The 21,532-nt window shown below is 67.9% G+C and carries 18 protein-coding genes and 1 tRNA gene; 7 read left to right on the top strand and 12 right to left on the bottom strand.

Annotation, left to right across the window (positions count from 1 at the left end; all coding sequences use genetic code 11):
• From CK625_RS06820 to CK625_RS06800, 5 genes are all read right to left on the bottom strand, one after another.
• The gene (locus tag CK625_RS06820) at positions 1–753 is read right to left on the bottom strand and encodes an SDR family NAD(P)-dependent oxidoreductase (protein WP_095539694.1); all 753 of its coding nucleotides are present in this window, start codon (positions 751–753) and stop codon (positions 1–3) included.
• 59 nt (positions 754–812) lie between these two features.
• Positions 813–2,201 carry an FAD-binding oxidoreductase gene (locus tag CK625_RS06815; protein ID WP_095539693.1) on the bottom strand — a complete coding sequence of 463 codons (1,389 nt, stop codon included), beginning with the start codon at positions 2,199–2,201 and terminating at the stop codon, positions 813–815.
• The gene (locus CK625_RS06810) at positions 2,198–3,649 is read right to left on the bottom strand and encodes a UbiA family prenyltransferase (protein ID WP_095539545.1); all 1,452 of its coding nucleotides are present in this window, start codon (positions 3,647–3,649) and stop codon (positions 2,198–2,200) included. The genes CK625_RS06815 and CK625_RS06810 overlap by 4 nt, the downstream gene beginning before the upstream one ends.
• 53 nt (positions 3,650–3,702) lie before the next feature.
• Positions 3,703–4,392, bottom strand: coding sequence for an SIR2 family NAD-dependent protein deacylase (locus CK625_RS06805; RefSeq protein ID WP_095539692.1), 690 nt, complete (start codon positions 4,390–4,392; stop codon positions 3,703–3,705).
• Positions 4,393–4,531: 139 nt separating this feature from the next.
• A tRNA-Val gene (locus CK625_RS06800) sits at positions 4,532–4,608 on the bottom strand.
• A 190-nt stretch (positions 4,609–4,798) separates the two neighbouring features.
• On the opposite strand from CK625_RS06800, the gene yegQ reads away from it, so the two are divergent.
• From yegQ to CK625_RS06780, 4 genes are all read left to right on the top strand, one after another.
• On the top strand, positions 4,799–6,202 hold the full coding sequence (gene yegQ / locus CK625_RS06795; RefSeq protein WP_095539544.1) for a tRNA 5-hydroxyuridine modification protein YegQ: 1,404 nt from the start codon (positions 4,799–4,801) through the stop codon (positions 6,200–6,202).
• Positions 6,203–6,219: 17 nt separating this feature from the next.
• Positions 6,220–6,783 carry a shikimate kinase gene (locus tag CK625_RS06790; protein WP_095539543.1) on the top strand — a complete coding sequence of 188 codons (564 nt, stop codon included), beginning with the start codon at positions 6,220–6,222 and terminating at the stop codon, positions 6,781–6,783.
• A gap of 69 nt (positions 6,784–6,852) precedes the next feature.
• Positions 6,853–8,007 (top strand): 3-dehydroquinate synthase, encoded by a 1,155-nt coding sequence (aroB, locus tag CK625_RS06785; RefSeq protein WP_095539542.1) that lies wholly within the window; start codon positions 6,853–6,855, stop codon positions 8,005–8,007.
• A 25-nt stretch (positions 8,008–8,032) separates the two neighbouring features.
• Positions 8,033–9,781 carry an RNA-binding domain-containing protein gene (locus CK625_RS06780; RefSeq protein ID WP_095539541.1) on the top strand — a complete coding sequence of 583 codons (1,749 nt, stop codon included), beginning with the start codon at positions 8,033–8,035 and terminating at the stop codon, positions 9,779–9,781.
• Positions 9,782–10,032: 251 nt separating this feature from the next.
• Here the strand turns inward: CK625_RS06780 and CK625_RS06775 are convergent, their stop codons facing one another.
• On the bottom strand, positions 10,033–10,824 hold the full coding sequence (locus tag CK625_RS06775; RefSeq protein ID WP_143326209.1) for a hypothetical protein: 792 nt from the start codon (positions 10,822–10,824) through the stop codon (positions 10,033–10,035).
• 128 nt (positions 10,825–10,952) lie between these two features.
• On the opposite strand from CK625_RS06775, the gene CK625_RS06770 reads away from it, so the two are divergent.
• The gene (locus tag CK625_RS06770) at positions 10,953–12,140 is read left to right on the top strand and encodes a deoxyguanosinetriphosphate triphosphohydrolase (RefSeq protein WP_095539539.1); all 1,188 of its coding nucleotides are present in this window, start codon (positions 10,953–10,955) and stop codon (positions 12,138–12,140) included.
• A 42-nt stretch (positions 12,141–12,182) separates the two neighbouring features.
• Here the strand turns inward: CK625_RS06770 and CK625_RS06765 are convergent, their stop codons facing one another.
• From CK625_RS06765 to CK625_RS06755, 3 genes are all read right to left on the bottom strand, one after another.
• Positions 12,183–12,932, bottom strand: a complete 750-nt coding sequence (locus CK625_RS06765) for a DUF6683 family protein (RefSeq protein WP_143326208.1) — start codon at positions 12,930–12,932, stop codon at positions 12,183–12,185.
• Positions 12,933–12,978: 46 nt separating this feature from the next.
• Entirely contained in the window at positions 12,979–13,776 is a 798-nt protein-coding gene (locus CK625_RS06760; protein ID WP_095539537.1) for an outer membrane protein assembly factor BamD, read from the bottom strand.
• Between the two features lie 222 nt (positions 13,777–13,998).
• Positions 13,999–14,793: a YoaK family protein gene (locus CK625_RS06755; protein ID WP_238945549.1), complete on the bottom strand. Its 795-nt coding sequence runs from the start codon at positions 14,791–14,793 to the stop codon at positions 13,999–14,001.
• A gap of 272 nt (positions 14,794–15,065) precedes the next feature.
• On the opposite strand from CK625_RS06755, the gene CK625_RS06750 reads away from it, so the two are divergent.
• A complete protein-coding gene (locus CK625_RS06750) occupies positions 15,066–16,673 on the top strand; it encodes a YjgN family protein (RefSeq protein ID WP_172425109.1) in 1,608 nt (535 codons plus the stop codon).
• 22 nt (positions 16,674–16,695) lie between these two features.
• Complete coding sequence (locus CK625_RS06745; RefSeq protein WP_172425108.1) at positions 16,696–17,871, top strand: M48 family metallopeptidase; 1,176 nt, start codon at positions 16,696–16,698, stop codon at positions 17,869–17,871.
• 176 nt (positions 17,872–18,047) lie between these two features.
• On the opposite strand, the gene CK625_RS14095 is transcribed toward CK625_RS06745, so the two are convergent.
• The 3 genes from CK625_RS14095 to lplT all read right to left on the bottom strand — a co-directional run bounded on the left by CK625_RS14095 (position 18,048) and on the right by lplT (position 21,309).
• On the bottom strand, positions 18,048–18,920 hold the full coding sequence (locus CK625_RS14095; protein ID WP_095539533.1) for a tetratricopeptide repeat protein: 873 nt from the start codon (positions 18,918–18,920) through the stop codon (positions 18,048–18,050).
• A gap of 152 nt (positions 18,921–19,072) precedes the next feature.
• Positions 19,073–19,912 (bottom strand): nucleotidyltransferase family protein, encoded by an 840-nt coding sequence (locus CK625_RS06735; protein WP_095539532.1) that lies wholly within the window; start codon positions 19,910–19,912, stop codon positions 19,073–19,075.
• A 44-nt stretch (positions 19,913–19,956) separates the two neighbouring features.
• The gene (gene lplT, locus CK625_RS06730; RefSeq protein WP_095539691.1) at positions 19,957–21,309 is read right to left on the bottom strand and encodes a lysophospholipid transporter LplT; all 1,353 of its coding nucleotides are present in this window, start codon (positions 21,307–21,309) and stop codon (positions 19,957–19,959) included.
• Between the last annotated feature and the right edge of the window lie 223 nt (positions 21,310–21,532).

The raw sequence follows: 21,532 nt of genomic DNA, 5'->3' as shown, positions 1-21,532 counted from the left end.
TCAAATATCGAGCTTGTGAAACACCCGGCGCGGCAGGTTGCGGATGACCAGCATGATCAGCGCCCATTGGGCTGGGGCGTAGACCACGGGGCGGCCGGCCTCGATGGCGCGCACGATGCGCTGGGCCACGGCCTGGGCGCTGGCCAGGCGCGCGCCGCCTTGCTTGAGGCGGGCCGTCATCGGCGTGTCGGTCGGGCCGGGCTTGGCCAGCGTCACGCGCACGGCCGTGCCGGCCAGGCGGTGCTGCAGGCCCTGGGCGTAGCGTTCGAGCAGGCCCTTGGCCGCGCCATAGACGTAGTTGCTCTTGCGCCCGCGATCCCCGGCCACGGAGCCGATGATGCACAGGCGGCCATGGTTGGCCTGCTGCATGGGGCCGGCAAAGGCCTCGGCCAGCAGCGCGGGCGACAGGCCGTTGATGTGCAGCGCCTGCTGCGCGGCGCGCAGCTCGCTCTGGCATTGGGCCTGATCGGGCAGCGCGCCGTGGGCGATGAGCACGATGTCCACGCGGCCGCGGGCCTGTGCGCTGCGCGCCAGGGCCGCTGCGGCGTCCGGGTCGTCGAAATCCAGCGTTTGCACCTGGGCGCTGACGGCCGCGCCGCGCGCGCGCAGGTCGGCCGCGACCTGCTCGGTGCGCTGCGCATCGCGGCCCACCAGCAGGAACTCACAAGGGCCTTGTTCGGCCCAGAGGCGGCAGCATTGCTGGGCAATGTGGGAGGTGGCGCCGATGACGACGATGTATTGGCTTGTGCTCATGGTGTGGTGTGGGTGGTGCGGGGGGATGCGGGCGTTGCAGGGGCTGCGGGCCGCCTGGCTCATGCGCCCAGCAGGCGGCGCGACATGGCCGAGCTGATGCCCGGGTCGCGGTAGGGCAGGAACTGCGCCAGCTGCGGGTAGCTGGCCTGGAAGAGCTCGGCGGGCATGCGCGCGTCCTTGGCCGGGTACAGGCGCCCGCCGGCGGCGCGCACGATGGCGTCCAGCGCATCGAACAGCCGCAGCGTGGCCTGGCCCCGGTTGGGAAAGTCCAGCGCCAGCGTGATGCCCGGCTGCGCGAAGCTGAGCATGCCGGGCGCTGGGCGCTGGCCAAAGGTCTTGAGCACGGCCAGGAAGGAGCCCTGGCCGCTGCGCGCAATCTGTGCCAGCAGCGCGGCAATGGCATCGGCCCCGGCCGGCCCGGCCGAGCCCGGCGCGGGCGCGAACGGGATCACGCATTGGTACTGGTAAAAGCCCCGTGGCCCGTACATGCGGTTCCAGTGCGCCAGCCCATCGAGCGGGTAGAAAAATGGCCGGTAATGGCTGATGGCGCCGCCGGCCTGGCCTGCCGTGGCCTGCGCGCTGCGGCGCTGCAGGTGGTAGTAGGCCCAGTTGAAGGCGCGCAGGCTCAGCGGGTTGACCAGCGACAGCGGCGGCGTGACGGGCATGCTGCGCTGGGGCTGCCGGGGCGCGTGCGCGGGCGTGGCCTCGTGCGCCTGGCAGTGGTTGGCGCGCATGAAGATGCCGCGCCCCTGCCGGTGCAGGCAGTCGATCCAGGCCACGGTGTATTCCCAATCGGCCTCGGACTGCTCGGCCAGCGGATAGAAATCGGCCAGGCGCTCGAAGGCAATGCTTTGCGCCTTCAGCCAGGGGCCGGCTACGCGGCGCAGTTGCAGCGTGGCCTCGGTGATCAGCCCGGTCAAGCCCAGGCCGCCGATGGTGGCGTGCAGCCAGTCCTCATGCTGGCCGGGGGCGCAGGCGATGCGACGCCCGTCGCTGCGCAGCAGCGTCAGCGCGCGCACGTGCTCGCCAAAGCTGCCCATGACGTGGTGGTTTTTGCCGTGCACGTCGTTGGCGATGGCTCCGCCGACGGTGACGAACTGCGTGCCGGGGGTGACGGGCAGCATCCAGCCGCGAGGTGCCAGCAGGCGCTGGATCTCGCCCAGCTGCACCCCGGCCTGGCAGCGCAGCAGGCCTTGCTGGGCGTCAAATTCCAGCCATTGATCCAGCGCGCGGCCCAGCCACAGCGCCCCGCCAGGGTTGAGGCAGACGTCGCCATAGCTGCGCCCCATGCCGTGCGGCAGCACGCTGGCGCCTTGCGCCGCCTGCGGCCAGGGCTGCTGCGGGGCCAGCGCATCGGGCGCCAGCAGCTGGTGCTCGGCCGCCTGCAGCTGCCCCCAGGCGCTGACGGGCACGGTGGCCGGCGCGGCTTGGCGCTGCTTGGCGCTCATGCCCATGGCAGGCCCAGCATGCCCAGCGCCAGCGTGGCGGCAAAGGCCAGGCCGCACAGCAGGCTGGTGCGGTCCTTAATGGCGAAGAACACCGGGTCGTCGTGCATCTGGCCGCGGTGCGCCTGCAGCCACAGCCAGCTGATCCAATAGACCAGCACGGCAATGGCCAGGAAGATGGCCTCGGGCAGGCGGTACATCGTGCGCGCGGTGTTGCTGTCCAGATACAGGGCCAGCAGCACGGCGGCGGCGTAGCCCGTGCCCACGCCCAGCGCCTGCACCAGCGGCGCATCCTGGGCCAGGTAGCCGCGCCCGTGGGCGCTGGCCTGGCCGCTGCCGCGCTGCGCCAGCATGTGCAGCTCGGTGTAGCGCTTGAGAAAGGACAGCGAGAGAAACATGAAGCCCGAGACGCCGAACAGCCAGTGCGAGAGCACCAGGCCCACGGCCGCCGCGCCGGCGACGATGCGCAGCGTGTACAGCCCGGCCAGCGTCAGGCAATCGAGCAGCACCAGGCGCTTGAGGCTCAGCGAATACCAGCAGGTCAGCGCAAAGTACGCCGCCAGCCAGCCCAGAAAGGCCGGGCCGACCAGCAGCCCCAGCCCCAGGCTGGCGGCCAGCAGCAGCGGCGCCAGCGCCACGCCCCAGGCCAAGGGGATGCGGCCGCTGGCGAAGGGGCGCTGGCATTTGCGCGGGTGTTGGCGATCGCTTTGCAGATCGAGCAAATCATTGCCGATGTACACCGCCGAGGCGCACAGGCTGAAGGACAAAAAGGCCAGCAGCAGCTGCCCCCAGGCCGCGCCGTTGCCGAACTGCTGCGCGGCCAGCAGGGGCACGAACAGCAGCAGGTTCTTGAGCCATTGGTGCGGGCGCAGCATGCGCAGCAGGCTGCGCGCATCGCGCGCGGGCGCGGGGAAGCTGCGCGCCACATTGCCTTGTTGCTGCGCGGCCTGCTGCACGGCAGGGGCCGCGTTGGCGACGATGGCCTGGCGCGCCTGCTGCCAGACGGGCAGGTCATCGCGCGAATTGCCCACGTAGTCAAAGCCCTGCGCGCCGTAGCGCTGCACCAGGGCCTGGGCCTTGCGGGCGGCGGTGAGGTTGTGCTGCCCATCGCTGGCGATGACGGCGCTGAACAGGCCCAGATGTTCGGCCACCGCCTGGGCCACGCGCTGGTCGGCCCCGGTGCACAGCACCAGCGTGCGGCCCTGGGCCTGCTCGGCGCGCAGCCATTGCAGCAGCTCCTGGTGGTAGGGCAGGCTGGCGGCGTCCAGCCGGTTGCGCTCGGCCAGGGCCTGCTTGAGCTGGGCCTTGCCCTGCCGCAGCCAGGCGGGGATGCGCAGTGCCTGCCACAGATTGCTTTTGCACTGCGCCAGGGCCAGCTCTTGCAGCGAATCGGTCAGGATCAGCGTGCCGTCCAGATCGACGACCAGCGGGGGCGATGTGGTGGTTGGCATGGGTTTGATGACGGCCTTGGTGGGGGTGGTAGCGACCTGGCGTCAGGCCAGGTTCAGGCGGCCTGCTGCAGCCAGCGCTGCACCAGCGGCGGCACCAGCTCGGTGGCGCGGCCAGGGCGGAACTGGTAGTGCGGCGGCGCCTGCTGCACGTCCAGCGCGATGAGGATTTTCTCGGCATGGGGCGGGGCCTCCTGCACCAGCGCGGCGACGGGAAAGACCGACAGCGAGGTGCCCACGACCAGCACCTTGTCGGCGCTGGCCATGGCCTGCAGCGCCTCGTCCAGGCACAGCACGGCCTCGCCGAACCAGACCACGTGCGGGCGCAACTGGCTGCCATCGGGCGCCAGCTCGCCCAGGGTGATGTCGGGCTTGCTCAGTGGCACGACCAGCTGGCTGTCGCGGCTGCTCTGGCCCTTGGTGATCTCACCGTGTACGTGGATGACGCGCGCCGAGCCCGCGCGCTCGTGCAGGTCGTCGATGTTCTGCGTGATGACCGTGACCTCGTAGCGCTGCTGCAGTTGCGCCAGCGCCAGGTGCGCGGCGTTGGGCTGGGCGGCGCGCACTTCGCGGCGGCGCAGGTTGTAGAACTCCAGCACCAGCGCGGGGTTGGCGGCATAGCCTTCGGGGGTGGCCACTTCGTCGATGCGGTATTCGTGCCAGTAGCCGTCGAAATCGCGGAAGGTACGCAGCCCGCTCTCGGCGCTGATGCCCGCGCCGCTGAAGACGACGATGTGCTGTTTCATGCATGCCTCCTGGGGTGCGCCAGCGCAGCCTGTGGCCGTGGCCTGCGCGCGGGCGGTGCGGCAGGCGTAAAAAAACCTCCTGATCAGGAGGTCGTCGCAGCCTGGCATATGGCCCTGGCCAATGCTGCTGTTGCAGCATTGGTAGGCGCGATTGGATTCGAACCAACGACCCCCACCATGTCAAGGTGGTGCTCTAACCAACTGAGCTACGCGCCTGTTTGCCGAAGCTCGCGATTATAGGGGTGTTTTGGGCCGCCTTCGGCAAAGTGCGGCAATTTTTTGTCTGCCCCGCTGGCGCGCCCATGGCAGGCGCTGGCCTGGCCGGGGATAATCGCGGCCTTGGCTGCGGCCGTGATCGCTCGTACGTCGTACGCCGCGCCGCTGCCTGCCTGTATGGGATTGCACCATGACCACCACATTCAGCCCTGAATTGCTGCTGCCGGCCGGTTCGCTGGAAAAGATGCGAGCCGCCTACGATTTTGGCGCCGATGCCGTGTACGCTGGCCAGCCGCGCTACAGCTTGCGCGCGCGCAACAACGAGTTCCGCCTGGAGCAGCTGAAGCAAGGCATCGAGGAAGCCCACGCGCGCGGCAAGAAATTCTTCGTCACCAGCAATCTGCTGGCGCACAACGACAAGGTGCGCACGTATTTGCGCGACATCGAGCCGGTGATTGCGCTCCAGCCCGATGCGCTCATCATGGCCGACCCGGGCCTGATCATGCTGGTGCACGAGAAGTGGCCGCACATCCCCATCCACCTCTCGGTGCAGGCCAACACCACCAACTCCACCTCGGTGAAGTTCTGGCAGAAGGTGGGCGTCTCGCGCATCATCCTCTCGCGCGAATTAAGCCTCAAAGAAATCGAGCAAATCCGCCAGGACTGCCCGGACATGGAGATCGAAGTCTTCGTGCACGGCGCGCTGTGCATTGCCTATTCGGGCCGCTGCCTGCTCTCGGGCTATTTCAACCACCGCGACCCCAACCAGGGCACCTGCACCAACGCCTGCCGCTGGGATTACAAGACCCACGCCGCCGCCGTCGACCCGAACACGGGCGAGGCGCTGGCCATCGACCAACTGGGCCGGGACTTCAGCTTCCAGGGCCTGCAGGAAGAAGCCGACAAGGCCTTTTCCGCCTGCGGCGACGGCATCCGCCACCCCAAGGCCGATCAGGTCTATCTGATCGAGGAAGTGGGCCGCCCTGGCGAGCTCATGCCCATCATGGAGGACGAGCACGGCACCTACATCATGAACAGCAAGGACTTGCGCGCCGTCGAGCACGTCGAGCGCCTCACGCGCATCGGCGTCGATTCGCTCAAGATCGAGGGCCGCACCAAAAGCCTGTACTACGTGGCGCGCACCGCCCAGGTGTACCGCCGCGCCATCGACGATGCCGTGGCCGGCCGCCCCTTCAACCCCGAGCTGATCACCGAGCTGGAGGGCCTGGCCAACCGCGGCTACACCGGCGGCCTGCTTGAGCGCCGCCCGGCGCACAGCTACCAGAACTATGAGACCGGCCACTCCGTGGCCCAGCGCAGCCAGTTCGTGGGCGAAGTGCGCGGCGTGCGCGCCGATGGCTGGGTGGAGGTGGAAACCAAAAACCGCTTCGCCGTGGGCGACACGCTGGAGATCATCCACCCCAGCGGCAACCGCCTCATCAAGCTGGAGACCATGCAAAACGCCGACGGCGCGTCGATCGACGTGGCCGCCGGCAACCCGCTGCGCGTGTGGTTCCCGCTCGAAGGGCCGGCCCAGGGTGCACTGGTGGCGCGCCTGCTGCCGGCAGCGGCGCAGCAGGCCGCCGCGGCCTGAACAGGGAAGGCCAAGGCATGGCATTGCACATCGCGCTGATCGGCATGCCGGCCATCGGCAAGACCACCATCGGGCGCAAGCTGGCGCGGCACTACGGGCGCCCCTTCGTCGATCTGGATCACGTCATCGAGCAGCACATCGGCTGCCGCATCGCCGAATACTTCGAGCGCATGGGCGAGGCGGCCTTTCGCGACGTTGAAAGCCGCGTGCTGGCCGAGCAGCTGCAATGCAGCGAGCCCCTGGTCATCTCCACCGGCGGCGGCATCGTGCTGCGGCCCGAGAACCGCGCCGCGCTGCGCCAGCACAGCCACGCCATCTACCTCAGCGCGCCGCCCGAGATGCTGCTGCAGCGCGTGCGCCAGGATCGCACGCGCCCGCTGCTGCAGGTGGCCGACCCGCTGCAGCGGCTGCGCGAGCTGCACGCCCAGCGCCAGCCGCTCTACCAGGACACGGCCGATTGCACCGTGCAGGTCGAGGGCCTGGGCCTGCGCGGCACCCTGCAGGTCATCGAACGCTATCTGCGCCCGCTGGGCATTCGCCCGCAGCCAGCCAGCCACGCACCCGGCGGCAGCCCCGGTTGAGGGGCCGCGCCGCTGCTTGTTTTTCGTCCCCTTGTTTTTCAGCCCGCCCCAGGGCGGCACGCCAAGCACATGAACCCATCGACCCCACAGACCAGCGCAGCGGACGCCGCCATCGACCTCGTGCCGATCGCGCTGGGCGAGCGCTCCTACCCCATCCTCATCGGCCAGGGCCAGGCCCTGTGGCAGCAGGCCCAGGCGCATTTCCCGGCCGGCAGCAGCGCCTACATCGTCAGCAACGAGCGCGTGGCGCCGCTGCTGGCCCAGGCCCTGCGCCAGCGCCTGCAGCCGCACTACGCCAAGGTCGAGACCATCGTGCTGCCCGACGGCGAGGTGCACAAGAACTGGCAGGTGCTCAACCAAATCTTCGATGTGCTGCTGGCGCAGGGCGCAGACCGCAAGACCGTGCTGTACGCGCTGGGCGGCGGCGTGATCGGCGACATGACCGGCTTTGCCGCCGCCTGCTACATGCGCGGCGTGCCCTTCGTGCAAGTGCCCACGACGCTGCTGGCGCAGGTCGACTCCTCGGTGGGCGGCAAAACCGCCATCAACCACCCGCTGGGCAAGAACATGATCGGCGCCTTCTACCAGCCGCGCCTGGTGGTCTGCGACCTGGACACGCTGCAAACCCTGCCGGCGGCCGAATACAGCGCCGGCCTGGCCGAAGTCATCAAATACGGCCCGATCTACGACATGGCGTTCTTCGACTGGCTGCAAGAGCACATGCCCGAGCTGATGGCGCGCCGCACCGATGCGCTGCGCCATGCCATCCGGCGCAGCTGCGAGATCAAGGCCGCCGTGGTCAGCGCCGACGAAACCGAGGCCGGGCTGCGCGAAATCCTCAACTTCGGCCACACCTTCGGCCACGCCATCGAGGCTGGCATGGGCTACGGCCAATGGCTGCACGGCCACGCCGTGGCCGCCGGCATGGTGCTGGCCACGGCGCTGTCGCAACGGCTGGGCCTGGCCGTGCAAGAGGACTTCGCCGCCCGCCTGCAGGCCCTGCTGCAACAGGCCCGGCTGCCCGTGCAGGCCCCGCCGCTGGCCGCCGATGTCGCCGCCGGCGCCCAGCGCTACCTGGAGCTGATGCGCGTGGACAAGAAAACCCAGGCCGGGGCGCTGCGCTTTGTCGTGCTGCAGCAACCGGGCAAGGCCATCACGCAAAAGGTGGACGACGCCACCGTGCAGGCCCTGCTGCTGCAGGCACTGGCGCAGCCTGGCGCGTGATGGCCGATGCCAGGAGTTGGTGATAGTGGAGCAAACCGATCTGATTGAGCTGGTCAATCGGCTGCGCGCCCAGGCGAGGGAGAGCAGCACGGTGGAGTTCAAGTCGAACTGGAAGGAGCCGCAGGACATCGGCGTGTATGTGTCCGCCCTGGCCAATGCGGCAGTGCTGGCGCAGCACGAGCGGGCCTACGTGGTGTGGGGCGTGGATGACAAGACGCATGAGGTGACAGGAACAGCGTTTGACCCATTCAACGCCAAGGGCGAGGGCAATCAATCGCTGGGCATGTGGCTGACGCAGAAAATACGGCCGAAGCCGGATTTTGAGTTTCACGAAGTGCAGCACCCGCAAGGTCGGGTGGTGGTGCTGGAGATCTGGGCGCCGCGCTCGGCCCCGTTGGCATTTGCCGGTGTGCGCCACATCCGGATCGACAGCCACAAAACCAGCCTGAGTGAGCATCCCGACAAGGAGTCGCGCATTTGGGGCTTGTTGGATCAAAAGACCGATTGGTCGGGCGAAATCGTGCCTGATGCGACGCTGGAAGATCTGGATCCGGAGGCGCTGGACGCAGCACGCTTGCGCTTTACCGAATACCTGTTGAAGGCAGAGCCCGATACACAGCGGCATGAGCGCATTCGCGCCGAGGTCCAGGGCTGGGATGTGGTGACCCTGTTGAACAAGGCGCGCCTGACCAAGGCTGGGCGCATCACGCGGGCAGCACTGCTGCTGCTTGGCAAGGATGAGGCGGCGTACTTCCTGGCCCCGGCGGACGCCAAGTTGAGCTGGATTCGGCGCGGCGCAGACAATGCCGCAGGCCCTTCACACCCTTTCGGAATGCCTTTCTTGCTGGCCACGGAGCGAATTTTTCGCCAGATTCGCAACGATGTGATCGAGGAGATGCCCGGTGGCGCACTGTTTCCCGTGGCGGTGCAGCAATACGACGCCTGGGTCATTCGGGAGGCTCTGCACAACTGCATCGCGCATCAGGACTACCGCCTTGGCGGCAAGGTCAACGTCGTAGAGCATCCCGACAGGCTGGTGTTCACCAATCTCGGGCAGTTCATTCCCCCGAGTGTGGAGTGGATGCTGGAGCACCAGTCTCCCCCTGAGCACTACCGCAACCAATGGCTGATTGACGGCATGATCCGCTTGCGCATGGTCGATCAGGTCGGCAGCGGTATTCGCCGCATGTTCCAGACTCAACGTGAGCGCTTTTTTCCCTTGCCCGATTTCGTATTCGAGACGAGTCCCCAAGGCCATCCACGGGTGGAGGTGACGATCCCGGGGCGGGTGATGGATTCGAAATACACCCGGTTGCTGATGAAGCGCGCCGATCTTGAGTTGCGCCAGGTTCTGCTGCTCGACAAGGTGCAGAAAAAGCAACCGATCGGCAAGCAAGATGCCTCGGAGCTCAGACAATCTGGCCTGATTGAAGGGCGAGCGCCGAACTACCTGATTTCATCCAAGGTGGCGGACTGGACCGATCAAAGGGCCGTGTACATCCATCAACGCGGCCTGGACGATCGCCACTACCAGCAGCTGGTGATCGAGTATTTGCAGAAATACGGCCAGGCCAGCAGGGGGGAACTCAATGACTTGTTGCTGGGCAAACTCGCAGGGGTGCTCGACGAGCAGCAAAAGGCCAACAAGATCAAGAACCTGCTGCAGGTCATGCGCCGCGATGCAATCATCGTGAACACGGGCAGCAAGACCCGCCCCCAATGGCGCCTGACGGCGCAGCAAGCTTGTCTAGAACCAGGCGCCAAGAAGGATTGAAAAGCCAGGGGTTAGCCAAGAAGAAATCCCTAACTGATTGATTTGTTATTGGTTTTTTCTTGGATATCTACTTGCTTTTATGCTTGGGCTTATCCAAGCCAGCAGCGCAGAATCCGCTGCCAATGCGCATGCACGTCAATCTCCAATCTTGGTCATTGGGCCATTGAAGCCTGTGGCCGGCTCGGCAGGCGCTGCTGCACGCGGCCGTCACGAGACCGGCTGCTTTGCGCCACAAAGCACCATTGCTCGCATTACCGCCGCTCGGGCAGCTCCACTTGTTGCGCCTGCCAGGATGGCGCCAGGCGGGCGCACATCAGCAGGAGCAGCAGCGTCATGGCGTAGTCGCTGGTGCGATTGAAGTGGGGCCCCAGGATGGGCTGCAGCTCACTCTTGAAGGCCAGCAGGGCGATCAGCAGCAGCACGCACAGCGGGCCGAGCGCCGCCACCAGCCAGCCCAGCGGCCGGATGTGCAGCGCCACATCCGGCGCGGCGGGCGGGCGCTGGCCGGCCAGCACGGCCTGGGCCGCGGCGGCAATGTCTTCGCTGACGGCGTGCTGGCCCAGCACGTCGGTGTCAAAGCGCTGGGTCTGGCCATCCTTGAACACCACGGCCAGGTGGCTGAAGTACAGCATGCCGTGCTCGCCCATGCGCTGCGTCTGGTAGGCGTAGACGGCCTGCAGCTGCTGCCAGGGCATGGGCGGGCCCAGTTGCTGGCGGGGCCAGAAGCCGGCCAGCACGCTGTGATCCACCGCCAGACGCAGGCCGTGCTGGTCGATCTGCGCCAGGCGGCGCTGGGGGTGCAAAAAGGCAAAGGCAAACAGCCGCCCCCAGACCAGTGCCGCCAGCAGCGCCAGGGCCGCAAAGGGCAGGGCCAGCAGGCTGAACCAGCCGCCGATCTTGAGCAGCGAGAACGCGCCGATGCTCCCGCCCATGACCATGATCAAGGCCGCGCCCATGCGCAGATTGGCCTCGGCCACGGTGTGCGGGTTGACGATCCAGTAGCGCTCCAATGGCGCGGCGGTGGGCATGCGCATGTTGTTCATCTCCTGCACGGCTCTTGGGCGCGGCGCTGTGGCCGCAGCAGCGCATGATAGACGGCACAATGCGCCGCGCGCTTACTGCCCTCTGTTGCCCAAACCCCTTTGTGATGCCTTGCAGAAACCACCCGCCCATGAGCTCCGCCCCCGCCAGCGCGCGTCACGCGCCTTATGCCTGCCAGCCCGCGCACACGCGCGGGCGGCGCGTGGCCGAAGCGGCCGCACCCACGCGCAGCGACTTTCAGCGCGACCGCGACCGCATCGTGCATTCCTCGGCCTTTCGCCGCCTGGTCTACAAGACGCAGGTGTTCCTCAACCACGAGGGCGATATGTTCCGCACGCGGCTGACGCATTCGCTGGAGGTGGCGCAGGTGGCGCGCTCCATCGCCCGGCCGCTGGGGCTGGATGAGGATCTGGTCGAGGCCATTGCGCTGGCGCACGATCTGGGCCACACGCCCTTTGGCCATGCCGGGCAGGATGCGCTGCACGCCTGCATGCGCGACTTTGGCGGCTTTGAGCACAACCTGCAAAGCCTGCGCGTGGTCGATGTGCTGGAGCAGCGCTATCCGCAGTTCGATGGGCTGAACCTGTGCTTTGAAACCCGCGAGGGCATCCTCAAGCACTGCTCGGCGCGCAATGCCCGCGCCATCGAGGCGCGCGAGCCCGGCGGCATCGCGCGGCGTTTTCTGGATGCGCAGTGGCCCAGCCCCAGCCTGGAGGCGCAGCTGTGCAACCTGGCCGACTCCATCGCCTACAACGCGCACGACATCGACGACGGCATCCGCTCGGGCCTGTTGCAGGCCGAGCAACTGCAGGAGGTGGCGCTGTTTGCCCAGCACCACGCCCAGGCCGCCGATGAGTTTCCGGCGTTGCGCCAGCAGCCCCGGCGCTGGCTGTACGAGACCATCCGCCGCATGCTCAGCGCGCAGATCTACGACGTCATCGACACCACCGGCGCGCACCTGGCCCAGCACCGGCCGGCCAGCGCCGATGCCGTGCGCCAGCTGCCGCCGCTGCTGCGTTTCAGTGAGGCCATGCAGCGCCAGGCCGTGCAGCTCAAGCAGGCGCTGTTTGAGCACCTGTACCGCCACCCGCAGGTGCAGCAGACCACCGAGCGCGCCCAGCAGGTCATCACCGATTTGTTCCAGCACTACTTGGCCGCGCCCGAGCGCATGCCGCCGGAGTTTGCCGCCCGCGCCCAGCAGGCCGGCAGCGACGCAGGCGCGGCGCGCAGCGTGGCCGATTTCATCGCCGGCATGACCGACCGCTTTGCGCTGGCCGAGCACGAGCGCCTGCACGGCTACGCCATCATGCAGTGCTGATGGCGCTTTGGGGGCTGTTGATGGCGGCGGTGGGGCAGGGCGTCAGCGCAGGCGCAGCCCGCTGGAGTCCAGCTGCAGCGCATCGACGTCAAAGCCCACGCGCTGCAGGCTGGCGCGCGCCTGGCTGGCGACCTGGGCCTTGGCGCTGGCGTCGTTTTTTTCATCGGCCTGGTTGTAGGCGATTTGCTGCACGATGGCCGTCCACAGCAGCAGCTCGGCCATGCGCTGTTTGTCGGCATCGCTTTGCTTGAGCATGCCTGAATCGCTGCTGAGCACGCTTTGCAGCTGCTTGAGCAGGCCGGCGGTCTCGATCTGGGCCATGTCGATGTCGTGCACGATGCGGTAATTGCCCAGCAGCCAGAAGGCCATGGCCGTGGCCACGCTGTCGGGGTCGTGGCCCATGCGCTTGAATTGCTCGCGCATGGAGGCAATGCCGTCGTAATCGGCCAGCGCGTTGACGATGGCCAGGCTGGTGGCATCGCCCGCGCTGGATTGTTTGATGCGCTGGCGCATGCCTTGCATGAACTCTGCGCGCACCTGCTGGCTGACGGCCGGGGCGTAGCGGTAGCGGTAGGCGCTGGGCTTGGGCGCGGCCTTGCGCGAGGCCTGGGCCTTTTTGCTGCCGCCAGAGCTGTTTTTGAGCACCTGGCTGCTGAGCAGGTAATTGCCCGCGCCGATGGACAGGCTCATGCCGCCATCGGTGCTCATCCAGGCCCAGGCCGGCGCGCCAGCGCCCAGGGCCAGGGCGGCGCTCAGCAACAAGGTGCGGCAAGCGGTTCGCAGAGGTGTCATGACAGCGCCCTTTCGTAGTGGTCAGCGGCTCAGCAGGTTGGCGGGGTCAGCGCCAGAAGCGCCACCAGGATTTGGACTGCGCCGGCTGCGCGCCGGGCAGGCCCTGCGGGAAGGAGCTCTCGATCACGCGGCGCGTGTCGTCGCGCAGCTCGGTCATGCCCAGCTTGTCGTAGGAGCGCTCCAGGATCTGCAGCGCCTCGGCCAGCGCCGGGGCGTCCTGGTAGTCCTGGATGGCCAGCTGGGCGCGGTTGATGGCCGCCACGTAGGCGCCGCGCGAGTAGTAGTAGCGCGCCACGTGCACCTCGTACGCGGCCAGCGCATTGACGATGTAGACCATGCGCTGGCGCGCATCGCGGGCGTAGCGCGAATCGGGGTGGCGCTCGACCAGTTCCTTGAAGGCTTCGAAGGATTCCTTGGCCGCGCGCTGGTCGCGCTCGGACAGATCCTGGCGGTGCAGCCAGGAAAACAGCCCGAGGTTGTCGTTGAAGTTGACCACGCCCTTGAGGTAGAGCGCGTAATCGGCCGCCGGGCTGGTCGGGTGCAGCTGCAAGAAGCGATCGAGCGTGGCGATGGCCTCGGCCTTGTCGCCATTGCGGTACTGGGCGTAGGCCTTGTCGATCTGCGCCTGCTGCGCCAGCGTGGTGCCCGCTGCGCGCCCTTCCAGGCGCTCGAGCAGCGGCACGGCCTTCTCGAAGTTCGCGGCATTCATTTCGCTGCGCGCCTCGGTGTAGAGCCGGTCGGGCGACCAGTTGGCGGAGCGGTCGGACGAGGTGCTGGAGCAGGCTGCGAGCAAGGCCGCAAGCGCGGCCGCGCTGCAAATGCGAAGCAGGTCAGTGGTGTGCATAGGAAATCGCGCAGGCATGGCGCACGCAAGCAGCGGCCAAGCAAGGTTTGAACAAGCCCCCCGGTGCATCGCGCGCTGTGCCCCAGAGCGCCTGGCCGGGTGTGCCGCGATGGCGGCGCGGCATGGGCTGGGCGATTGTAGCGGCCCTGTGCCGCGCCGCCTCAGGGATGGGCTGCGCCAACTCAGCGGCAAGGCGGGCGCCGCGGCCCGGGCGGATTGTCCTCAGCGGTGGCGGCGGCGCACGCTGCGCCAGCGTCGCCAGGCAATGCGCAGATCCAGCAGCACCGGCGCGCTGGCCAGGGTCACCAGAATCAGCGCCAGCGCGGCCGTGAACACGTAGCCGATGGTGTTGAAGGCCACGGCCCCCACCACGCCGCCGACGAAGAAGCACAGCAGCAGCGCGCCGAGCATGGCCAGGTGGCGGCGGTTGGCGCGCACCTTGCGCTGCTCGTCGCCCAGGTCGGTGCGGTTCCAGTACAGCAGCCGGCCCAGCTCGATGCCCATGTCGGTGACGATGCCGGTGACGTGCGTGGTGCGGATCTGCGCGCCGCCCAGTTGCGAGACCACGGCGTTTTGCAGCCCCATGATGAAGCACAGCAGCACCACCGTCATGGGGATGAACAGCAGCGAGGGCAGGGCCTGCAGGCGCGCGCCCAGCGCGCCAAAGAGCATCAGCAGCGCCGCCTCCAGCAGCAGCGGCATGGCGTATTCGCTCTCGAGCCGGTGGCGCCGGGCGTAGCCGATCATGATGGCGGTGCAGGCCGAGCCCATGATGAAGGACAGCAGCCCGCCCAGGCCGGAGAGCGCCGCGTGGTAGGCGCCCAGCGCGATGGAGTCGGCCATGTGCGCCACGATGCCTGTCATGTGCGAGGTGTATTGCTGCACGGCCAGAAAGCCGCCGGCATTGGCCCCGCCGGCCACGAAGGCCAGCACCAGGCTCAACCACAGATTGTTGCGCGCAGTGCGGGTGCGGCCTGAAAGCGGGCGGGCACGGCGCCAGTAGGCACGGAATTTCACGATCGGCAGGGGCGGCAAGCGGGGCGCGGCGCGGCTGGAGTGCGCGCGAAAGCAGCGATTGTGCGCCGCTGCGCGGCCTCTGAAAAGCCTTGGGCTGCGCCAGGGCAGGGGGGCCCACAGGCGCCTGCCACGGGCGCAGGCCTGCGTTTGCCGTGAAGTGGGCGACAAAACGTTACACTTGCTTGCGTTTGCAGCCATGGCGTGGCTTTTGCCTTTTGCAACAGGCCGCGCAAGACAACAAGCGCGCGTACATGGGGGATTGGGGGAAGCGCATGAGCGAGAACGATTTGCACGGCAATGGGCCGCCTGTCAGGCCTGATTCAGACCCGGAGCACTGGGAGCTGGTGGCGCAGTCGCGCCTGCATGAGGATGCCGCCAGCGCGCCAGCGCAACCGCCCGATGGAGCCGTGCCGCCGCCCAGGGCCGCGCGCCCGGCCGTGGCCAGGGGCGACAAATCCAAGATCCCCGTCAAAGCCTACCCGCTGAAGTTCACCGGCGCGGGCGCGCAGTATTTCCGTGTCTGGTTCGTCAATGTGCTGCTGCTGATCCTGACGCTGGGCATCTACACGCCCTGGGCGCGCAAGCGCACGGCCGAATACTTCTTCAGCCACAGCGTGATCGCGCGCAGCCCGCTGGAGTTTCACGCCAGCATCAAGCGCATGGTGATTGGCTTTTTCATCTTCCTGGGGCTGTACAAGCTCTTTGACTGGGCCATCAGCCACGACAACCTGCTGCTGGTGGGTCTGGCGCTGAGCAGCGCGGCCGTGGCCATTCCCTTTCTGTGGGGCAGCGCCAAGCGCTTTCGCGTCACGGCCACGCGCTGGCGGGGCCTGCGGCTGCGCTTTGGCACGAACTGGAAGGAGATTTACTGGGCCAGCTGGCCGGTGTTTTTGATGGCCGCCAGCTGGTTTTTCGCCTACGTCGGGCTGGACATGATCGCCACCTTCACCTCGCCCAGCCTGCTGGAGGAAACCCGCCCCATGACCTGGCTGGGCCTGAGCCCTGGCAGCTGGGCGCTGATTGCGCTGGCGCTGCTGGTGAGCTGGCTGTGCGTGGTGCGCGTGCTGTTCAACTACCAGCGCCTGCTGGTGCAGCGCAGCTATCTGGGCATCGAAGGCGGCGTGTTCCGCGCCAGCTACTGGGATTTCGTCAAGATCTGGCTGGCCAGCACGCTGATCGGCCTGCTGGGCCTGGCCGTGATGGCCGGCGGCGTGGGCTATTTGCTTGCGCAAAGCGGGCTGGTGCAGGCCTACCAGTGCGCCGTGCAGCTGCAGCAACAGCAAACCTATGAGGACTTGCGCGAGATGGAGCGGCCCGAGGGCGTCTCCGAGGAGCAATGGCAGGAGTTCCTGCAGCAGATGCAGCGCCAGGCCGAGCAGGCGCAGCAGCCCCGAGCGCCAGCAGCACAACAGCAAGGCGGGCAGCCGCAAGACAGCACGCTGGCGCAGGCCTGCGAGCAATTCGACGAGGAGCGGCTGGAGAGCTGGACCCCATCCTTCGAGAAAATCCTGCTGGCCTTTTTGTTTGGCTGGGTGGCGCTGCTGACTGCTGTGCAGGCCGCGCTGGCCTACCGCGAGGCGGCCCAGCACCGGCTGGTGTGGAACCGCACCGGCATCAGCGACATCGCGCGCTTTCGCTGCGCTTTGAGCGTGCCGGGCTTCGTCTGGTTGCGCCTGCAGAACTGGCTGCTGACGCTGCTGACGCTGGGCTTTTACCGGCCCTTTGCCCGGGTGCGCGAATACCGCGCCAAGTGGAACTCCACCACCGTCTACATCCGTGGCGGCGTCTCGCAGATCAAGAGCCTGCTGGTGATCCAGCAGGAAGGCGGCGCCCTGGCCGATGCCATCGCCGACTTTGCCGGTTTTGACATCATCACCTGAAGGTCCGGGGCCTGTTCACACCATGCAAGCAGATCGCGCGCCCACCGACGCCCAGCCTGGCCGCGCCCTCAAGGCGCTGTGGTATGACGGCCTGAGCAGCCGCGGGCGGCGCGTGCTGGTCATGATCGAGCCGGCCGCCGGCGGCCCGCAATTGGTCATCGAACCCCTGGATGCGGCCGGCGACGGCCTGTGCCTGGCGCACCGCCAGGTGCAATGGCCGCAAACCTATGGCCGCGGCACGGCGCAAAACCGCCTGACCGTGGCCCTGGGCGAGCACGGCACGCTGGAAGTGCAAAGCGCCGCGCAGTGGCACGAGGCCTACAGCCGCGCAGGCGGCAAGCGCAAGGTGGCCGAGCGCCTGCAACTGGGCTGGAAGCTGCTGCTGGGCTTTACCGCCGCCAGCGTGCTGCTGCTGGCGCTGCTGTTTCGCTATGGCACGCCGGTGCTGGCCACGCAACTGGCGCGCTTCGTGCCCATCGCCTGGGAGCTGGAGATCAGCCAGCAGGCACTGGCCCAGTTCGATGGCGGGGTGTTCAAGCCCAGCGGCCTGCCAGCGGCGCGCCAACTGGCGCTGCGCCAGCGCTTTGAGGCCATGCTGGCCGATATCCCAGAGCCACTGCGGCGTTACCGCGGCTATCAGCCAGTGTGGCGGCTGGAGTTTCGCGCCAGCGAGTTCATCGGCGCCAATGCGCTGGCCTTTCCCGGCGGCGTGATGGTGCTCACCGATGACATGGTGGCCCTGGCCGAAAAGCACAAGCTGGGCGACGACGCGCTGCTGGGCGTGCTGGCGCACGAGATCGGCCACATCGTGCACCGCCACTCCAGCCGCGCGCTGATCGAGCAGACCGTGCTCAATGCCGTGCTGAGCATGGCGCTGAGCGATGTCTCCGGCTGGGTGGCGCTGGCCAGCACCAGCCTGACCACGCTGGCCTACAGCCGCGCGCACGAGCGCGAGGCCGATTGCTTTTCCATGGCGCTGATGCGCCACCAGAAGATGGACACCCGCCCGCTGGCCAGACTGTTTGCCGCCGTCACCGAAACCCCCATGCCTGCACCGCAGGGCCAGGGGCAAGCCGGCCGCAAGCCAAGCGCGGGTTGGGACTGGCTGTCCACCCACCCCGACTCGGGCCTGCGCATCGCCGACTTCCAGGCCGGCCAGGCCATGCAGTGCGACCTGCGCACCGGGCGCTTGCGCTGAGCAGACGGGCTCTTAGGGGAGGGGAGATTGGGTTTGCGAAGCGGTTTTTCGAGGCAAAAGCCGCAGATGCAAGGCAAAAACGCTTGCAAGGTGTTCCGGCCTTGCAAGCGTTTTCAACGTTGCAGCTGCGCAGTTTTGACCGAGAACACCGCCGCAATACTGAATCTCAACAACTCCTAGTCCAGCCGCGGTTCTTTGTCCTGACGCTCCAGGGGCAGGCTTTGTTGTGCGGCGCCGGTATCGGCCGAGGGGGCGCTGGCGGCAGGGGTTGGCTCCGGTGCCGGGGCTGCGGCGGGCGCTGCGTCTGCCTCTGCCGCTTGCGCGGCGGGGGCGGGCGGGGCGTTGCGGTGCAGGCGTTCGATGGCCTGGGCGATGTCCCTGTGGACGTTGCCGCCCTTGAGCTGCTGGCCAAAGCTGCGCAGCCAGGCCTCGGCCTCGGGGATGTCGCCGGAGTGGGCCAGTACGTCGGCCATCATGTCGAGCACGGCGTCCAGCCGCGGGAAGTTGCGCAGCTCCAGCGTGTGGGCGTCGGTCTGCGGCAGCTTTTCGTACAGGGCGCGCAGCACCTGCACGTGCTCGAAGGCCTTGGCGTGCTCGCCGCGGTCGCGCAGTGCGCAGGCGTAGTACAGGTGCAGGCTGGCGGCGCTCAGGGCGGGGTTGTCGTCGCTGCTGTCGTGGGCCTTGAGGGCGCTTTCGAAGGCGCTGGCGCCCTGGGCGATTTCGCCGGCCAATGTGGCCGAGGTGACGACGTTGAACCAGTCGTTGACGCTGCCGGTGCGCTGGGCCAGTTTCTGGAAGATGGGCCAGGCCTGCAGGTATTGCTGCTGGTGGAAGTACACCAGCCCCAGCAGACGCATGCCTTGCTCGGACAGCTCGTCGATGCTGGAGCCGGCCAGCTCATGGGCCTGGCGCTCGGCCTGGGCGTACTGGCCTTGCTCCAGGGCCTGCTGGGCTTGCGCGAGCAGCCTGCGCTGCTCCTGCTCCGGCAGCTGAAGGGTTTGCGGCGGACGGGGGGCTTTGTTCCAGAGCTGCTTGATGCGATCCCACATGGGTCAAGGGCCTTTTCTTGGACGGACGATGCATGGCGGATGCCCATGCGCTGCGGCAATACTAATCGAATGTGGCGCGCCCACGGCGGCTGCGCCGCGCTGGACTCGTTACCAAATGCCAATTGGAGGAGGGGTGCGCGGCCAGCCTGTGTTCAGGTCGGCGGCTGGTTCAGCGCCGCCAGGCGCTGCGGGGTGCCCACATCGGTCCAGTCGCCGTGGTAGAGGCTGGCGCTGACGCGCCCGGCGCGTGCGGCGCGCTGCAGCAGCGGCCCCAGCGCGGCCGCTTGGCCCTCGGGGTTGCCGCGCGGCAGCTCGCACCAGGGCGGGGCGAACAAGGCCTGCTTGAGCAGCGCGATGGTGCTGTAGGTGTAGTGCCGGCAATGCGGCGGGCCTGGTTGCGCATCGCTGGCGCTGGCGGGCTCGGGCAATGGGCGCGCCAGCCCGCGCTCGAGCAGGAAGTCGCCGCGCCGGTGGTGCGGCGGGTTGGGCACCAGCCACAGGTGCGCCAGCGCATCGCTGGTGGCAAAGCGCGCGCGCGCCTGCGGATCGAAGCGAAACTGCGGCGCATACACGTCGCCGGCGATGAGCCAGAACATCTCTTGCAGCTGGGGCAATGCACGGGCGATGCCGCCGGCGGTCTCGATGCCGCCGCCAAAGTCTAGGTCCTCGCGCGAGTAGCGCAGCTGCACGGCGGCCGGCGCGGGCTGAGGCGCGCCCGGATGGCCGGCATCGGCGGGCACGAAATGGCTGCCCAGGCGCGCCGGGATTTGCTCGCCCAGCCAGCCGGTGTTGATGAGCACGCAGTCGATGCCTGCGCTGGCCATTGCCGCCAGGTGCCAGGCCAGCAATGGCTGGCCGCGCACCATCAGCAGTGGCTTTGGGGTGTGGTCGGTCAGCGGGCGCATGCGCTGGCCGCGGCCGGCGGCCAGGATCATGGCCTGTGCCAGCGCGGGGGCACAGGCATCGGCCTGGGGGCTTGGGGCTTGGGGCATGGCAGCTTTGGGGCTTTGGGGCTTTGGGGCTGGCGGCGCAGCAGTCAGTCCAGGCGGTGGTGGTCCTGGCGGATCATCTCCAGATCGTGGGCGATGCGCGCGCCGTCGGTGCGCAGATTGCGCCGGTGCCAGGCCATGATGAGCAGCGTCATGCCCAGCACCACGGCGCCAAAGGCGGTCATCGCCGCCGGGGCCGACAGCCCCAGGTGCGTGGCCAGCACATACAGCAGGCCCAGCGCCAGGATGCAGGCCTGCTCGTTGAAGTTCTGCACCGCGATGGAGCGGCCCGCGCCCATCAGCGTGTGGCCGCGGTGCTGCAGCAGCGCATTCATCGGCACCACCATGTAGCCGCCCAGCAGGCCCACCAGCACGAAGATGGGCACCACCCAGTACAGGTGGCCGCTCCAGTGCGCCGGCGTGTGCCAGTGGCCATACAGGCTGCCGACCCAATGCATCAGCATCACCACCGCGCCCATGGCTGCGCCCACGGGCAGCACGCTGGTGGCGCGCTCAAGCCGCACCCGCGCCGAGGACACCACGGCCCCCACGGCCGTGCCCAGCGCCACGATGCCCAGCAGCGACGAGGCCTCGGTCGTGCCCATGCCCAGGGCCACGGCGCTCCAGGCCAGCACGATGTAGCGCAGATTGCCCGAGGCGCCCCAGAACAGCGTCGTCGTGGCCAGCGCGATCTGGCCCAGGCGGTCGTTCCACAGGCGGTTGTTGGAGGTGACGAAGTCACGCATCATCGCCTGGAAGCTGCCCAGCACGCCCAGGTTCGAGCCCTTCCACATCGGCCGGCGCGCCACGCTGGTGCGCGGGATGAAGACATTGATGAAGGCCGCCAGCGCGTAGATGACGATGATGCAGGCCATGGCCGCCTGCACCGGGTTGTGCAGGGCCGACTCCAGCCCCGGCAGCTGCAGCGCCAGCAGCCAGGAATGGACCGCATCGCTGACCAGCGCGCCGCCCAGCACCACGCCCAGGATGATGGAGGCGATCGTCAGCCCCTCGATCCAGCCATTGGCCTTGACCAGCAGCGAAGGCGGCAGCAACTCGGTGAGGATGCCGTACTTGGCCGGCGAATAGGCCGCCGCCCCCAGGCCCACGATGGCATAAGCCAGCAGCGGCGGCGTGCCGGAAATCATCATCAGGCAGCCAACGACCTTGATGGCATTGCTGATGAACATCACCCGGCCCTTGGGCTGCGCATCGGCAAAGGCGCCCACGAACGGCGCCAGCAGCACATAAAACAGCGCAAACATCGGCACCAGCGCCGCGCTTTGCCACTCGGGCGCGCCGCTGCGGCGCAGCAACTCCACCGCCACCACGAACAGGGCATTGTCCGCCAGAGAGCTGAAGAACTGGGCGGACATGATGGTGGAAAAGCCAGGTTTCATGACAGGCAGGCGCAGCGGCCGCAAGTGGGGCAGAGGATGCCTGCAGCGCGCCAGCGCCACGGGCAGCAAAGCGGTCGGTTATATCACTACTGCCATGGGGCAAAGCCAATGGCCCAGCCTGGCGGCCCGGCAAAAAAACAGCGCCCCGCAGGGCGCTGTGTGTGCTGTGGCCTGTAGCCGCACAAAGTGACTCATGCAATTCATGCCCCGTGCTTAATCGCCA

The organism is Vandammella animalimorsus (assembly GCF_002285265.1).
In the GTDB taxonomy this organism is placed as follows: Bacteria; Pseudomonadota; Gammaproteobacteria; order Burkholderiales; family Burkholderiaceae_C; genus Lampropedia.
This window is presented reverse-complemented; position numbering and strand designations above follow the sequence as displayed.

Excerpts from the sequence above, each read along its gene's own strand:
- CK625_RS06820 (WP_095539694.1), bottom strand. The coding sequence starts at position 753 with ATGAGCACAAGCCAATACATCGTCGTCATCGGCGCCACCTCCCACATT.
- CK625_RS06815 (WP_095539693.1), bottom strand. The coding sequence starts at position 2,201 with ATGAGCGCCAAGCAGCGCCAAGCCGCGCCGGCCACCGTGCCCGTCAGC.
- CK625_RS06810 (WP_095539545.1), bottom strand. The coding sequence starts at position 3,649 with ATGCCAACCACCACATCGCCCCCGCTGGTCGTCGATCTGGACGGCACG.
- CK625_RS06805 (WP_095539692.1), bottom strand. The coding sequence starts at position 4,392 with ATGAAACAGCACATCGTCGTCTTCAGCGGCGCGGGCATCAGCGCCGAG.
- yegQ (WP_095539544.1), top strand. The coding sequence starts at position 4,799 with ATGACCACCACATTCAGCCCTGAATTGCTGCTGCCGGCCGGTTCGCTG.
- CK625_RS06790 (WP_095539543.1), top strand. The coding sequence starts at position 6,220 with ATGGCATTGCACATCGCGCTGATCGGCATGCCGGCCATCGGCAAGACC.
- aroB (WP_095539542.1), top strand. The coding sequence starts at position 6,853 with ATGAACCCATCGACCCCACAGACCAGCGCAGCGGACGCCGCCATCGAC.
- CK625_RS06775 (WP_143326209.1), bottom strand. The coding sequence starts at position 10,824 with ATGAACAACATGCGCATGCCCACCGCCGCGCCATTGGAGCGCTACTGG.
- CK625_RS06770 (WP_095539539.1), top strand. The coding sequence starts at position 10,953 with ATGAGCTCCGCCCCCGCCAGCGCGCGTCACGCGCCTTATGCCTGCCAG.
- CK625_RS06765 (WP_143326208.1), bottom strand. The coding sequence starts at position 12,932 with ATGACACCTCTGCGAACCGCTTGCCGCACCTTGTTGCTGAGCGCCGCC.
- CK625_RS06760 (WP_095539537.1), bottom strand. The coding sequence starts at position 13,776 with ATGCACACCACTGACCTGCTTCGCATTTGCAGCGCGGCCGCGCTTGCG.
- CK625_RS06750 (WP_172425109.1), top strand. The coding sequence starts at position 15,066 with ATGAGCGAGAACGATTTGCACGGCAATGGGCCGCCTGTCAGGCCTGAT.
- CK625_RS06745 (WP_172425108.1), top strand. The coding sequence starts at position 16,696 with ATGCAAGCAGATCGCGCGCCCACCGACGCCCAGCCTGGCCGCGCCCTC.
- CK625_RS14095 (WP_095539533.1), bottom strand. The coding sequence starts at position 18,920 with ATGTGGGATCGCATCAAGCAGCTCTGGAACAAAGCCCCCCGTCCGCCG.
- CK625_RS06735 (WP_095539532.1), bottom strand. The coding sequence starts at position 19,912 with ATGCCCCAAGCCCCAAGCCCCCAGGCCGATGCCTGTGCCCCCGCGCTG.
- lplT (WP_095539691.1), bottom strand. The coding sequence starts at position 21,309 with ATGAAACCTGGCTTTTCCACCATCATGTCCGCCCAGTTCTTCAGCTCT.